This window comes from Microcoleus sp. MOSTC5, assembly GCF_036701825.1.
In the GTDB taxonomy this organism is placed as follows: Bacteria; Cyanobacteriota; Cyanobacteriia; order Cyanobacteriales; family Microcoleaceae; genus Microcoleus; species Microcoleus asticus.
Window position 1 is genome coordinate 21068 of sequence record NZ_JAUBRK010000006.1, and the last position, 13972, is coordinate 35039.

Annotated in this window: 15 protein-coding genes; 6 read left to right on the forward strand and 9 right to left on the reverse strand. The window is 47.5% G+C overall.

The genetic code is table 11. The annotated features are described in order from the left end of the window. The first annotated feature begins 7 nt into the window (after positions 1 to 7). Both xrtO and QUA54_RS03995 read left to right on the forward strand, forming a co-directional pair. On the forward strand, positions 8 to 1594 hold the full coding sequence (gene xrtO, locus QUA54_RS03990) for an exosortase O (RefSeq protein WP_333413434.1): 1587 nt from the start codon (positions 8 to 10) through the stop codon (positions 1592 to 1594). Then, positions 1572 to 4490, forward strand: a complete 2919-nt coding sequence (locus tag QUA54_RS03995; protein WP_333413436.1) for a TIGR02921 family PEP-CTERM protein — start codon at positions 1572 to 1574, stop codon at positions 4488 to 4490. Before xrtO ends, QUA54_RS03995 begins: the two co-directional genes overlap by 23 nt. 143 nt (positions 4491 to 4633) lie before the next feature. Here QUA54_RS03995 and QUA54_RS04000 read toward each other — a convergent pair whose 3' ends face one another. Both QUA54_RS04000 and QUA54_RS04005 read right to left on the reverse strand, forming a co-directional pair. Continuing rightward, on the reverse strand, positions 4634 to 4942 hold the full coding sequence (locus tag QUA54_RS04000) for a Rieske (2Fe-2S) protein (RefSeq protein WP_333190649.1): 309 nt from the start codon (positions 4940 to 4942) through the stop codon (positions 4634 to 4636). A gap of 99 nt (positions 4943 to 5041) precedes the next feature. After that, positions 5042 to 5278 (reverse strand): helix-turn-helix domain-containing protein, encoded by a 237-nt coding sequence (locus QUA54_RS04005; protein ID WP_015175931.1) that lies wholly within the window; start codon positions 5276 to 5278, stop codon positions 5042 to 5044. 115 nt (positions 5279 to 5393) lie between these two features. Here QUA54_RS04005 and QUA54_RS04010 point away from each other — a divergent pair, with 115 nt between their 5' ends. Then, entirely contained in the window at positions 5394 to 5657 is a 264-nt protein-coding gene (locus QUA54_RS04010) for a peptide ABC transporter substrate-binding protein (protein WP_333413438.1), read from the forward strand. 24 nt (positions 5658 to 5681) lie between these two features. Here QUA54_RS04010 and QUA54_RS04015 read toward each other — a convergent pair whose 3' ends face one another. From QUA54_RS04015 to QUA54_RS04030, 4 genes are all read right to left on the reverse strand, one after another. Continuing rightward, positions 5682 to 5819: a hypothetical protein gene (locus QUA54_RS04015; RefSeq protein ID WP_333413440.1), complete on the reverse strand. Its 138-nt coding sequence runs from the start codon at positions 5817 to 5819 to the stop codon at positions 5682 to 5684. A gap of 16 nt (positions 5820 to 5835) precedes the next feature. After that, on the reverse strand, positions 5836 to 6504 hold the full coding sequence (locus QUA54_RS04020; RefSeq protein WP_333413441.1) for an HAS-barrel domain-containing protein: 669 nt from the start codon (positions 6502 to 6504) through the stop codon (positions 5836 to 5838). Positions 6505 to 6680: 176 nt separating this feature from the next. Continuing rightward, complete coding sequence (locus tag QUA54_RS04025) at positions 6681 to 6872, reverse strand: NAD(P)H dehydrogenase subunit NdhS (RefSeq protein ID WP_172186737.1); 192 nt, start codon at positions 6870 to 6872, stop codon at positions 6681 to 6683. Between the two features lie 131 nt (positions 6873 to 7003). Then, positions 7004 to 8074, reverse strand: a complete 1071-nt coding sequence (locus QUA54_RS04030) for an Mrp/NBP35 family ATP-binding protein (protein WP_333413443.1) — start codon at positions 8072 to 8074, stop codon at positions 7004 to 7006. Positions 8075 to 8355: 281 nt separating this feature from the next. Here QUA54_RS04030 and hemF point away from each other — a divergent pair, with 281 nt between their 5' ends. Then, positions 8356 to 9399: an oxygen-dependent coproporphyrinogen oxidase gene (hemF, locus tag QUA54_RS04035; protein ID WP_172186735.1), complete on the forward strand. Its 1044-nt coding sequence runs from the start codon at positions 8356 to 8358 to the stop codon at positions 9397 to 9399. Between the two features lie 57 nt (positions 9400 to 9456). After that, positions 9457 to 9819 (forward strand): STAS domain-containing protein, encoded by a 363-nt coding sequence (locus QUA54_RS04040; RefSeq protein WP_006631392.1) that lies wholly within the window; start codon positions 9457 to 9459, stop codon positions 9817 to 9819. A 245-nt stretch (positions 9820 to 10064) separates the two neighbouring features. Here the strand turns inward: QUA54_RS04040 and QUA54_RS04045 are convergent, their stop codons facing one another. Beyond that, the gene (locus QUA54_RS04045) at positions 10065 to 10685 is read right to left on the reverse strand and encodes a chromophore lyase CpcT/CpeT (protein WP_333413446.1); all 621 of its coding nucleotides are present in this window, start codon (positions 10683 to 10685) and stop codon (positions 10065 to 10067) included. Between the two features lie 340 nt (positions 10686 to 11025). Here QUA54_RS04045 and psb29 point away from each other — a divergent pair, with 340 nt between their 5' ends. Beyond that, positions 11026 to 11739 (forward strand): photosystem II biogenesis protein Psp29, encoded by a 714-nt coding sequence (gene psb29 / locus QUA54_RS04050; RefSeq protein ID WP_333413580.1) that lies wholly within the window; start codon positions 11026 to 11028, stop codon positions 11737 to 11739. A 252-nt stretch (positions 11740 to 11991) separates the two neighbouring features. On the opposite strand, the gene QUA54_RS04055 is transcribed toward psb29, so the two are convergent. Both QUA54_RS04055 and QUA54_RS04060 read right to left on the reverse strand, forming a co-directional pair. Next, positions 11992 to 12528 carry a late competence development ComFB family protein gene (locus tag QUA54_RS04055; RefSeq protein ID WP_006631395.1) on the reverse strand — a complete coding sequence of 179 codons (537 nt, stop codon included), beginning with the start codon at positions 12526 to 12528 and terminating at the stop codon, positions 11992 to 11994. Positions 12529 to 12736: 208 nt separating this feature from the next. After that, positions 12737 to 13678: a M23 family metallopeptidase gene (locus QUA54_RS04060; protein WP_333413581.1), complete on the reverse strand. Its 942-nt coding sequence runs from the start codon at positions 13676 to 13678 to the stop codon at positions 12737 to 12739. Positions 13679 to 13972: the final 294 nt, after the last annotated feature.

A 13972-nucleotide genomic window follows, 5' to 3' on the forward strand; every position in this document is an offset into this window, starting at 1 on the left:
AACGTGAATGTCAAGCGGTATCATGCAGCGCACCAATATTCCCAATTCTGACCTTCCAGATGCTGTCAGTCCCAATTCAGGGGTTAATTTGGTTTGGCTGGCTCCTTTTTTGTTAGCGCTTGCTTGGTTTTGGGCTAATATCTCGGCAGTTAAGTGGCTGTTATCCTCGCTTGTTGAGATACCCACACTGTACAAGATAGTAATTGCTTTTTTGATTGTAGCATTAGTAGTGCGATCGACTGGGAACTCCGTTAGCGCAGCCCTCGAAGAGGATCGCCCGCCTGGATTTTCGCCAAATTTCGTTTTGAGGCGATATCCACTGCTGTTGATGTTGGGTGCGGGTATTTGCTCGATCGCCCTTCAGTGCATAATTGATATCAAACAAATTACTGTCCTGCTATTTATCCTCGGAACTTATGGGCTGTGCGGCTTATTGGTGGAGCAGAACTTTTGGCAAAAAAACTTGCCAGTTGCGGGCTTGCTGGCTTGTATTTTACCATTCAACAGTCAGTTTAATAGCGCATTAGGTTTGCCGGCGCGAGTGCTGACTGCTCAGGTAGTAGAACAGTTGCTCTCAATGCTGCACGTTGTGGCTATTTCTTCTTACGATATTATCCTTTTGGAAAACGGCATCGCTCACGTTGACGTGCCTTGTAGCGGGATTAAAACCCTATTAGTCGGAACGCTATTTTTGCTAGCTGCTACCTGGCTGGAAGGACGTAAATTGAGTTTAAGATGGCTAGCCGTCGGCGTTGCTAATCTCTTAATGTTAGTGTCGGCTAACGCCGCGCGGGTTGCCGTGTTAGTCCTGGTTTCCGAAGTGTTTAAGCAGCCAAAATTAGCAGAAATTATTCACGTTCCCCTGGGAATTGTCGGTTTAGTATGTGCTTGTTTTGTGACCTGGTTAATGCTGCAACGAGTACCGAAATTTCAGCCCCAAAAAACCAGCGGGATTTCTGCCAAACCCAACTCAGAAATACTCGAAAACCACCCTTTAGCCAAACTAGGAATAATTGCAGCAGTCACAGTTTTGGCAGTCATGTCTCAACTGTCTCATGTAGAAACGTCAAAAATGGCGATCGCACCTTTAAGATTGCCTGAATATATTAAATCAGAGTCGATTCCCCTGAATGCTAGCGAACAAAAATTCTTTGGCAACTATCCGGACACGCAAACACAAAAAATTAGATTTGTCGCCGGCAACTTGCGCGGTTCCATGCTCACAGTAGCGAGCACATCCTGGCAAACTTATCACGCCCCCGAGTTGTGTTTTGTAGTGAGCGGAATTCCCGTCAACCGCATAGAAAAAAAACAATTAACTCCTTCAGTAACAGCCCGGTGGCTGTCTCTCAACAACAATCAATTATCAGCAGTATACTGGCTGCAATCTGCACAGTTAACTACAGATAACTTCTTGTCCCGTATCGGCAGCGATCTCACTAAAAACAATCACGATTGGGTGCTAGTTTCCATTTTATTTGACAGTTCGCTACAACCAGAAAATCACGAAGTAAAAAAGTTAGCTAGCAATGTACACGATAGCGTTAAACAAAGCTTACAAGGAGAAATAAATGAAAATAAAACAAGTATTTGATGGAATTTTTTTAAGAATTTTTTGGTTTTGGAATTTGACTTTTTTATCGATTGTTTACTTGGGAATTTTGCCGATTATAGGAGTGCCATTAATTATGGCGACAATCGATGGCATCATCCCCCTAGAATTTACTTTGACGATGGCCGCTACGATCGCAGTACCCACTGTATGTACTGTAGTAGGCTCTAGGCGTTTTAGGCAGCAACCCCTAGAGCTAATGCGTTGGTTTTACGGCGTAGAAGCACCGCTATTTTTGCTGTGTTTGCTCCGCTTGTTCCTGCTGCGAGAACTCACCCCAGCTAGTTCTCTAATCATCGCTACTATTGTTTTGTGCATTGCAGCCTTTTCAGTGGAAATGCTGTACGGATATCTGGGTAAAAGAGAAAATGTTCAAAATATTTCATATTCCCAGAATTTCGATAATAAACAGCCTCGTTTTTTAAGCTTAAGCGCAGACAAGGGAAGTGCGTGGCTGCAATTAGGATGCCACAGTTTAATGCTAGTAGTTGGCATTTGGGCGGCAACATTGCTGATGTATTACGCTGTACCTGTGGCATTTTTTACACTTTATGGATTCTTCGCTTTAGTCATTGAATTTTTCAAATTTACATGGGTATCACCTTTTTGGGATATGTTTAGAGACGGGGCGTGGATATCGGTTTTAAGCTTGGGTTTAACTTGGATAGCGCTATCCTTGATATTCTTTGGTTTAACCTGTAGCTTGTTTGTTGTCATGCCTTCGCTGTACGGCTTTCTCTACATTCATTCCGGGCGGAAAATATGGCAGAGTTTTGCTGCACAATACGGGAAAAATAAAGCGCTAATCGGAAGTTTGGGAGTCATAGCAGCTTGGCTGGCTATTTTCTCCGCTTTGCAGCAGCAGCCACAAGTTGCAGCACTGAAAATGCTGGCGAGTCCCCCCGCAAATGACACGGTTCGCCAAACTTTATTAGCCAAATCTGATATGATTCGATCCGGCTTAGTTAACGCTTATTTGTCCCCTTACCGCTACCTCAGCGCTGTAGGAGAAAACAACCACATTTATGAGATATACAAAAATAGTTTGAATTTGCCTGACGGAGCGGCTCAAACTGTGCAGAACAGCTATAATTTTTTAATGTCGCCGTTTTTGTATCAAGGCTCTAGTGCAGATGTTAAAAAAGCTGAAAAACTCTACGGCGAATTCTTCGATACGGAAATTCAGAAAGGTGACACAGAAGCAGTAAAACACGCGGTGCAGTCAACATCAAACCGGGAAGAAGCTAAAGCTGGTTTGCTGAATGTCAATGAGGAAAAAGTATGGTTGCAGTCGCAAGAAGTTACTGTCAAAGAAAACGGCGATTGGGCAGACGTTCAACTCTACGAAGTTTACAATAATCAAACAACAAACTTGCAAGAAGTATTCTACTACTTTTCCCTGCCGGAAAGCGCGGCAGTTACAGGAATTTGGCTGGGCGATACGGGCGATTTGAACAAGCGTTTTGTCTTTACTCTATCGCCTCGCGGTGCCGCCCAGCAAGTTTACAACCAGCAGGTGGTAGAAAGGGTCGATCCGGCTTTGCTAGAACAAATTGGCCCAAAACAATACCGCTTGCGGGCTTTTCCAATTCCGGTTAAACGAGATTTTTCGGGAACGCAAACTGACGCGCCAACGGAGATGAACCTGTGGCTTACTTATAAAGTCATGCGGCAGCCGCAGGGTTGGGCTATGCCTGTTTTGGCTGAAAAACGCAACATTTTTTGGAACCAAAATACGCGCCGCACGATCGCCGGAAAAGAGGTGAAATACAGCGGGAAAGAAGCAATAGAAACTTGGCTGCCACCGTTTTTGCCTGCAGTCGCACAGCAACCGCTAACAGCGCAGCAGGCGATTCTACCGGGAGAAAATATCATTTCTGCTAAGCCGCTGGCTGATGCAAATTACTCGCTACCGCAAGGCAAAAAGTTGGCAGTAATTCTCGATACTTCCCGCAGCATGGCGGCGGAAAATAAGCAAGTAAAAGATACTTTTGAATGGTTGAAAGCTAATGCAGTGGCAAAAAATGCTGTTGATTTGTATGTCGCCAGCGCTGCGGGAATGCCGCCTAAGTTGGTGGAAGATGTACGCAATTTCGATGCGGCAAAGGTGACGTTTTACGGTACAATCCAGCTCAAAGATATGCTGCAACAATTTGCACAGTTGCGGGGCGATAAAAGTTACGATACTGTATTTGTGGTGAGCGATCGCCACAGTTACGAATTATCGGACGATCGCAAACCTAAACTTTCCATCTCTGCACCGCTGTGGACAGTGCATTTGGGAGGTTTGCCCCCCGGCTACGACGACGCAACTTTAAAGGCTATTCAAGATAGTGGCGGCGGAGTTGCTACGGATATGAAAGAGGCGATGCAGCGAGTGGCGACGACAGCCGCGTCGGGCAAATCTACAGTTAGCGTTGTTGACGGCTATGTTTGGAGTTATGCCAAAACCCCGCCGTCGAAAAAAACCGCTAAATCTGCGGCAGTTGCAGAGTCAAAAAATACAGGAAATGAAGGCTTTAAACCGATAGCTGCGCGACAGTTGATAACTGCACTTAGCAAGCAGAAAAGTTCCAATCAATTGACGCAACTGGATGCGATGCACGCAGTAGCTAAAAATTTCAAAGTGGTGACGCCGTATTCTTCGATGATTGTGTTAGTTAATGACGCGCAAAGGGAGCAGCTAAAAGCAGCGGAAGCTAAGAGCGATCGATTTGACAGAGAGGTAGAATCGGGTAAGGAGGAGTTAACTAAGCCGAATAATCCTCTGAATGTTTCGGGGGTTCCTGAACCGGAAGAATGGCTGCTGTTGGTGGTAGGTGCGATCGGGCTTTTGGCGGTTTTCCTCCGCCAGCGGCGCGCGAAAGCGGTAGGTTGAAAGTATTAAAAGTCGCAGATCCCCGGGCCGGACACGGCATTGCCGTGTCCCTACAGACGATCGCGTACAATCTATATTTACCCCTATCTTTCAGAATTTTAACTTCCAGCTTCCAGCCTGGTAACGAGTAAATGACTGATGAATCATGACTCATCTATCTCCACAAAAACGCGATCGCCCTCAATCTTTACCGGATAAGATTCCAGGGAATCGGCTGGTGCATTCAAACATTTACCGCTATCTAACTTGTACTGATACTTATGGAACGGACAGGTAATGATACCGCCGCTTACCTTACCCATGTCGATCGGATATTCTAAATGAGTGCAAGCATTACGGTAACAAGTAACATTCATGCCTTGACGATTCAAAATCAGCGAATTACCCTCAACTTTTACCTTCAAAATATCCCATTCGGGAACTTGATTCAGCCCTGTTATCTCTACCCACATATAATCTTTCTCGGTTTAAATAAATGATTGCAAACTAATGGGCGATCGCCCTTGAATGCAGCAAGGGCGATCGGTGGGGCGCTCTCCACACCTGATAACCTAACCGTTTTCTTCGCCATTTCCCAGGTACAACCTGACGAATTCATCAGCCGCCTCCCGATTGAATGTCTGCAACGCTTGCTTAATCGCAAATACCGCCTCGGCAGACGGGTCTCGTTCTTCACTCACCCAACGGCTAACGTTTGAGCGATCGATTTCCATCTTTGCCGCCAATTGATATTGACTGATATCGTATGCCTCTAATATTTTTTTGAGGGCTTTACCTGCTCTTCCCATGCTCCCGATTGTGTCAGAGAGTCACGATTCTGTAAACGTTGCTAATTGTCATCTAATGCGCTACACTGCGGTTAGTTGACAATTAGCATCTATCAGATCGAGGAGATTGACCGCAATGATTCAAACACAGCTTTTTGTTTCCACAGATATCAACGAAATCCCGACATCGCCCACATCGCAGCCAAATCCTGTGCCTGCTGAACCAGACCGGGAACCTGTGCTGATCCTAGTGATTGGCTCGCAGAAGGGAATCGATAAAATTGTTAGCGCACTCTACTTGCGTCGTTTTGCAGCAGTTCAAGAATGGTCGCAGATTTTACCTGCCCCGACTATCGGCAAGCTCATGCGGAGTTTGATTCGCTATGTTTCTTTAGATTAAATTGGGCAAAAATGCTCTTTTACATCAGACGCAGTTTTCTGCAAAAGTGAATGGGGCGATCGCATTTTGAATTAAGTGCGATCGTTTCTTCCTTCTCAATTTAATTGTCAGGCTCATCAAATACCAGAGTCTGGCTGATGCGATCGCCTGAATATTTGACATACTATTCAGCTTCCCCCTAGGGATGAATCTGACTCAAAATCACCCGCAACCGATCGTAATCATCCTTCAGCAAAACACTCAAACTCCTCCCCGCTTCCACCAACCAAGATCGATCGCGCATCCGCAACTGATAAATCTCACGAATCGCCGCCGCCGTCAGCGCATCCACCGGCGCATTAGTCACCCCCAGCAGCGTCCTCAAAAAATCCAACTGCACGGTAAAATCAACCACCTCATCCGGTTCGCAGCGATAAACCGCCTGGTGAATTTGCGGCGGGCGCGGCGGCAAATACTGATAAATTTTACCCCTCGATGGGCCGTGACCGTTCAACCTTTCCGGCGCAGCCTCAAACCCGACAATCGCCACTCGAAACTCGGTTTTGAGCATCGCAAAAATCTGCGGTTGTTCCTCCCGCAACTCTTCCAGCGACAAACCCAAAGCGCGAGCTCTGTGCACCGAGTCGATCGGGCTAGTCGTGGCGTAATAAACCACGCCGTAGATTTGATTTTTTGACTCTTCATCCTCGGCCTTCACCCAACTGCCAAAAGGCGGCATCACGGGAAAACTCAAGTCTTCCGGTTCCAAACATTGAGCCAAAAACTCCGAAGTTGCCGTCTCGATCACCTCAGCAATGCGATCGGGATGGCGCTGTTTTGTAGCAAATTGGGGTAAAGGTAAACGCATATTAGTCAGTTGGCAGTTGGTTGTTGGCAGTTGGTTGTTGGCAGTTGGTTGTTGGCAGTTAGTTGTTGGCAGTTGGTTGTTATTTATTATTATTTGTAAGTGGGTACTAATAAACAATAACTAATAACTAATTACAACTGACAACTGTCAACTGTCAACTGTCAACAACCAACTGACTATTTCGCGCGACCAGCCGTAGCATCGACAAGTTCCAACTGCGACAGGCGGAACGTAATCAGCTTGTCCCAATTCCCGCCTTCAAACAGTACCGCAACTTTCCCGTCGCTAACTCGCTGGACTTGTCCTTGAAAGGTGTAGTAAATCTCACCCTTATCTTTAACTCGAACTGCCGAACCTGGAAAAATCATAATTCTTGGAATGTTAAGTTGGCTCTTTATAGCTTACCGTTTCTCGTTTCTAGTTCCCAAGCAGAGCCTGAGAACTAGGCAAATCTTCGTCAACAGGAAGACGCGAGGCAAAGCGCAGAAACGAGAGTTTTTTAGGCTAAGGCTGCTACGGAAACTTTACCGGCAATGCGGCCCGCGATCGCCCGCAACTCCCTAGCTGAAGCAGAACCCGGTTGCCCCACGACGATCGGCACCCCAGAATCGCCACCTTCCCGCAACGGAATTTCCAGCGGAATGCGGCCTAACAGCGGCACTCCCAACTCAGCAGCAGTCTTTTCCCCGCCACCAGAACCGAAAATATCGTATTGCTTGTCTGGCATATCCGGCGGCACAAAATAGCTCATGTTTTCCACAATTCCCAGCACCGACACACCCAACTGCTGGAACATCTTTAAACCCTTGCGAGAGTCCAACAAAGCCACTGTCTGCGGCGTCGTCACGATCACAACACCAGCCATCGGCACCGCTTGCGCCATTGTCAACTGCGCGTCTCCAGTACCCGGAGGCATATCGACAATCAAATAGTCTAAATCGCCCCAATTCACCTGATAGAGGAACTGCCGAATGATCCCGTTCAACATCGGGCCGCGCCAAATCACGGGCTGGTCTTTGTCAATTAAAAACGCCATCGACACCAATTTGACGCCGTAATTAAAGGCGGGTTCGAGGCTTTCCCCGCTTTTTCCGTCCCTAACCATCACTTTCGCGTCCCCCAGACCCAACATGGTCGGGTCGTTGGGCCCATAGATATCCGCATCCAGCAAACCCACCCTAGCCCCGGTTTGCGCCAGCGCTACTGCCACGTTTACCGCCACCGTGCTTTTGCCGACGCCGCCTTTGCCGCTGGAAATTGCGATAATATTTTTCACTCCTTCAATGCCTTGGCGATCGACCACTCCCTTCTGCTGTGGCGTCTCGGCTGTCACCTCCACCGCCACTTTTTCGACTCCTGGCAACTGTTTGACTGCTTTTTGGCAATCTTCGACAATAAATTCTCGCAGCGGGCAAGCAGGCGTTGTCAGCACTAAAGTAAAGCTGACGACACCGCCGTCAATTTTGATGTTACGAATCATGTTCAATTCCACCAAACTTTTTTGAAGTTCGGGGTCTTGCACGGGTCGCAGGATTTCTAAGACTGAACTAACATCGAGTGTCTTGGGCATTGTGTTTTCCACCATAGCTCTGCAATTGGGTTAGCGAATTTTCGATCGCAGGTTTAAGTATATTTTTATTGCTATTTTTTAATGTAACTTCATAGCGATCATTTGCAGACCTGCGGTGGCATAATTACATGACGACAGGATTTGGGACTCACGGTCAATCTCAAACTCAAATGCGATCGGCAAGAATTTCTACGACCGAAAGCAATTTGGTCACAATAGGCGAATTGAGCCGTGGTCGCAATTCTTCAATCTAAAATCTAAAATCTAAAATCTAAAATCGGATGACAGTTTCTACCACACTTAAAACCGCCACTTCCCCGTTTTTGCCGCCCGCTGACTCTAGAGCTAGAGTCAGCCAATTTATGAAAAGCCTACAAGACGAAATTTGTCAATCCCTCGAACAGGTCGATGGCGTTGGCAAATTTAAGGAGGACTCTTGGGAACGCTCTGAAGGCGGCGGCGGACGTTCTCGCGTCATGCGGGAAGGCAATGTTTTTGAACAGGGGGGAGTCAATTTTTCCCAAGTCTGGGGCGAAAGTTTGCCGGCTTTGATTTTGGCCAAGCACCCAGAAGCTGCCGGTCACGATTTCTATGCAACTGGCACTTCGATGGTGCTGCACCCCCGCAATCCCTATTTGCCTACGGTTCACCTGAATTACCGCTATTTTGAGGCTGGGCCGATTTGGTGGTTTGGCGGCGGTGTCGATTTGACTCCTTATTACCCGTTGGCTGAGGATGCAGCTCATTTTCACAAAACATTGAAAGCAGCTTGCGATCGCCACCATCCCGGATATTATCCGACCTTTAAACTCTGGTGCGACGAATATTTCTACCTCCCCCACCGCCAAGAAACCCGCGGCGTGGGCGGCCTGTTTTTTGACTACCAAAGCGCTCAAGGCGCGCTTTACCGCGACCATAATGTCAAAGGGAAGGCTGCTGAGTGCAGCAACAACATCGGGGTGCCGGAACCTAGGAGTTGGGAGTCGCTGTTCGCTTTCGTACAGGACTGCGGTAGGGCATTTTTGCCGGCTTACACCCCCATAATTGAAAAGCACCGATCGAAAGAATACGGCGATCGCGAGCGCAATTTCCAACTTTACCGCCGCGGCCGTTACGTTGAATTTAACTTAGTGTACGATCGAGGCACGACCTTTGGCTTGCAAACCAACGGACGCACCGAATCGATTCTGATGTCCCTGCCGCCTTTGGTACGCTGGGAATACTGCTATGAGCCAGAACCCAACTCTCCAGAAGCCGAACTCTACTCCAAGTTCTTAAAACCGCAAGATTGGGCGAATTGGATGCCTCAGCAGTCACCGACCTGAGTTAAACTACTGGGACAGTAACCACCGCGATAGATAATAAATTTGAGGGAAGGGTCAGTGATTCATATTGATCAAAAAACCCACACGCTTCAAGACGGTACAACAGTTATCGTCTTAGCACCGACAGGACGGTTGGACATCACTACAGCTTGGCAATTCCGCCTCAAGTTGCAAGAGTGTATTTCCAAACTCAGCCGCCATGTCGTAGTGAATCTTGGTCAGGTTAACTTTATCGATAGTTCTGGCCTGACCTCACTTGTAGCAGGTATGCGGGATGCGGATAAAGTTAAGGGAAGTTTCCGCATTTGCAATGTTCATCCAGAAGCCAAACTGGTGTTTGAAGTCACCATGATGGATTCTGTGTTTGAAATCTTTGAAACGGAAGAAGAAGCTCTAGAGGGGGTGCCGCGCGCAAGTTGAGCACTCCTGCTGGCATCGGTTGCAGTGTCGCGGGTAATTTAAGCTTGAGACTCAGAAGCGCGCAGAAACCCAGCAGAAGAACAGGAAGCAGGTAAATTTTTGCCTGCTTCCTTCTGCCTTATTCCTTTCTTGAAAGGTTGAAACATTCACCAAAACACTAAAGTAGAAGAATATGTCAAGGTAAAGTCTTGCCTTCTCTCCTAGATAACTAAATCTTTCTTCCTTCTTTCTTGTTGCTTTGTGGTTCAACCCAATATCTCAGCAGCAAAATCCTGACGCTTGACAAATCTAAAAGGGCCCATTAAGGCTCCCCAGATAGCCTTGCCTGTCGTGGGGCTGATTCCTTTGTCGTAGCTGAGAAATTCCTCGCCTGCTGCTTCAAACCCCAAGTCTACTTGGTAATTTTGCCCCCCGTAGGCAAAGCCGCAGCGAGTGCCCTCCGGCAAAGATGCCCGAAACCGATAGCCGTTTGAGGCTAAATTTTGCACCGCAACCGAGAGGGTGCAGCCGGGGAGGAGTTGGATTTGCTCCTTCGTTAGCTTTCCAAGCAAGTCGGGGTTGCAACCGGCTCCTTTGACGGCTTCAATGTCGTGGAACATATAATACTGAGCTTCTATAAGTCCCGGCGCTACCTGTGAGTGCCTCAGTTGCACGATGCGGGGGCGGTATGGCTTGTCTAATTCCAGAATGTTGGCTTGTTCGGCAAACAGAGCAATGCTGGGTTCGGAGAAAAGAGGAACGGGTACGGGTCTTTGCCACAAACGAAGGTGGACGTACCAAGCCGGGTCTGCTAGCGCTTGTTCCCGGTTGTCAAATTCGCCCGCCATGTACTGGGCTAAAGCTCTTAATTCAGGAGAAATTGTCATGTTTGTTTGATTTTTCAGGTTCATGGCTTGACAGAAAAAACTTATTGTGATAGGGGTTGCGAAACCTGGGCTGGGCAAGTCAGAAGATTAGATTTATGAGCGATCCCAGAAGAGCTATGATTGTAAAGATACTGGGGTTTGGCTCTCGTAGTGCGACAGATTAATTGTTGCTGCCGATCGGGCGTAAAATCTTTTTGATAAAATTTTGTCTCGCAAGGAGGCGGCAACGCTTAAAAAACTGGCAATTTTTGTCAGCCAGATCGCAGAAAGACTCCCCCGACTTTACTCACGCCGCGCTGGCACGCCCGCTACGGCAAAATTATTTATCTATAAGACTCAGGTGAACAATAACCGTACTGTTTCAGATACTAAGCGAAGTTTCTATACGATTCACACTCGACCGATCAACTCAATTTACCGTCGAGTGGTGGAAGAGTTGATGGTAGAAATGCACTTGCTTTCGGCAAATGCCGATTTTCAATACGACCCAATTTATGCTTTGGGTGTGGTGACAGCTTTCGATCGATTCATGCTCGGGTACGCCCCAGAAGCAGACAGAGTTTCGATTTTTAACGCTTTGTGCAAGTCCCTAGAAGACGATCCCGATCGCTACAAACAAGATGCTCAGAGATTGGAAAGCTTGGCGGGGCGACTTTCCGGGCAAGAGTTGCTCTCGTGGCTCGATCGCTCGACCAGCTTTGAAGATACAGCGGATTTGCAAGCATCTTTAGGGGCGATCGCCAGCAACCCTCAATTTAAGTACAGCCGCTTGTTCGCGATCGGTTTGTTCTCGCTGTTAGAAAAAGCTGACCCCGACTTGGTAAAAAACCAAGAAACGCGAAACGGCGCGATCGCCAAAGTCTGTGCGGCATTGCACCTCCCAGAAGACAAAGTTAGCAAAGATTTAGATTTGTACCGCAGCAATTTGGAAAAAATGGCCCAAGCGCGAATAGTGCTTCAAGATGTCATCCAAGCGGAACGAAAAAAACGCGAAAAACGAGAGACAAAAGTTACCGTCGCCCCCTTGGGTGACTCTTCTGACAGCAACAATTAATTGTTTGAAAGAAGAAAGAAGTTCGGCAACGGATTCTATAACTGATGTAACGGATGTCAGGAATAAGGAATAAGGAAGAGGGAGTTTTTTATTTTTTACATCAAATAAAAACTCTTAAATTTTAATTTTTTTTCTTGAATTCTGGCTTCTGTCTTGTGCGTTTAGATGTTGGTTGCTCAGAAACCAACTAAAAATCCCGCTTTCTGAATTGAGCGGGATCGACTTAACTAAAATAGAGCTTTTGGGGTGGTACTAAGGCTGCGGCTCAAAATTAGTGGCGTTAGCTTGCAGCCAAGTGCTTAGCTGTGAAAGAACTTCGTTTCCCGAAGACTTGCCCAAAGCTGTGGGGTTTGGGGTGTCGGGCCTGTCCAAGTTGCGGGCGATCGCTGCGTTGACTTCTTTGGAAATCAAATCGTGAAGTTGCTCTTTAGCCCTAGCCCTTTGAAAGTGAGCTCCCTCTTCCGTCGTAGCGTACAGAGGTGGCAGCCTATTTAAAGCATAAGCTGCAATATCTCCCACATCCAGACTCAGGTCGCTCGTTGCCTCAATTTCGGCCACCCTAGCGATCGCATCGCTGAGCACCAACTCTTCCATCACGTTGATGAACTGTTTGCGTGGCAGAACCACAACTTCGCCAGTCAACAAAGAGCCCATCAGACGATCGAGAGCCATGTACTCTTCGATCGATAATTCCGAGGCCGTATTGCAGATCCGTCCGACCTCAGCTTCCATAGAGGGCGTTAAATAGCCATCCTGCAAAGCCTGTTCAACAATTTTTTCAATACTCATATATGCGTCCCCGCTCAACGGCATCATCAATAAAGTTTTGTGAAGACGCGATTGTTAGCGTCTTGAGATTCGAGTTTTGAGAGTTGAGTTGAGAATTTTTATACAAATCCTAACTCAATACTGATAACCCATAACAGTTATCTGCACACCCTAGCCACAAACTTACCCCATAATTGACGGCTTTATTCGTCAAAACCCGTAAAAATTCCTACTCAATTCCCTGAAGCCTCCAAGGTACGGGATCGACTGACTGCCCGTGCACGTAAAGTCCCCAATGCAGGTGAGGGCCTGTGGCAGCCCCCGTTGACCCCAGAGCACCAATTACTTGACCGGCTTTCACGACATCGCCTTCCTTGACATCAATCCGGCTGAGGTGCATCAAAATACTTGCTACCCCCTGACCGTGGTCGAGACCAACGACATTCCCGTGGATTTTGAACCCTTGAGATTCGCGTCCCACTAGAGACACCCGACCTGCTGCTGGTGCGACTACAGGCGAACCGTAAGCACCCGCGTAATCGACGCCGCGGTGGTAGTAGTCCTGAGCAAATACCCCATTATAGTATCGGCGAACTCCGTAAATAGTAGTAATTTCGCCGGAGTTGGGGCGCAACAATTTGCCGTCCCAAAATTTTTCGGGTGTCACCAGTGCTTTAAATGCGTCTACGCGATCGAACTCCGCATCTGTACCTTCCTCATCTTTCCCAGGCGGTAGCCAGATGGATTGAGTGGGAAAATCTCGATCGCGCACTTGCACGCTTAACTTCTGCACTTGTCCGTCACCTGCGACTTGAAGAAGGCGGGCACCGGGTTTCTCAGCAGGCGTCGTCGGCAGCAGGGCCCGAAAGCGTCCGTTGCCAACGGGAAACGCGGGGTAGTTTTTTTGCTGTAGAGACACTTTGGGAGTTTCCCCGCCGTTACCGTCAACCTGAATCATGACTGACAGCGTATCTCCCAGTTCGGGATTTGTCGGTGTTACAACTACCTGCAAAGCTTGCACCGGCAGGGCAAAACTCAGTAAGCCAGCAACAATTCCCCCTATCGAACTGGCAGTTAGCTTGTTTGCTTTCAACTGCCGCCACCGCAAAATCCTACCCGTAACTATTTCCGCACTTAGCCCGCCGTTGCCTCGACTCACACTCATTATCATCACTAGGTGTCCTTAACCTTTCTCTCGCTGAGATATTTTTAACAATCTAGACTCACTATAGCAACCCTCAATCAGTCGAGAGAAACAGCCGCAGCTAAAAAGCTTGGGAAACTCAAAGATTTGGAGATGAGAGACTAACTTAAATCAATACTTAACTTGAGGTGATAAGAATAATAAAAATTCCCGTAATGCGAGGAGGAAAACCTGCTTAAGCCAGACGGTCACACTACCGTTTCCACCACCACAAATCCAGAACAGCCGAAGTTTGAACAGAAACACTCTTCATCTATAACC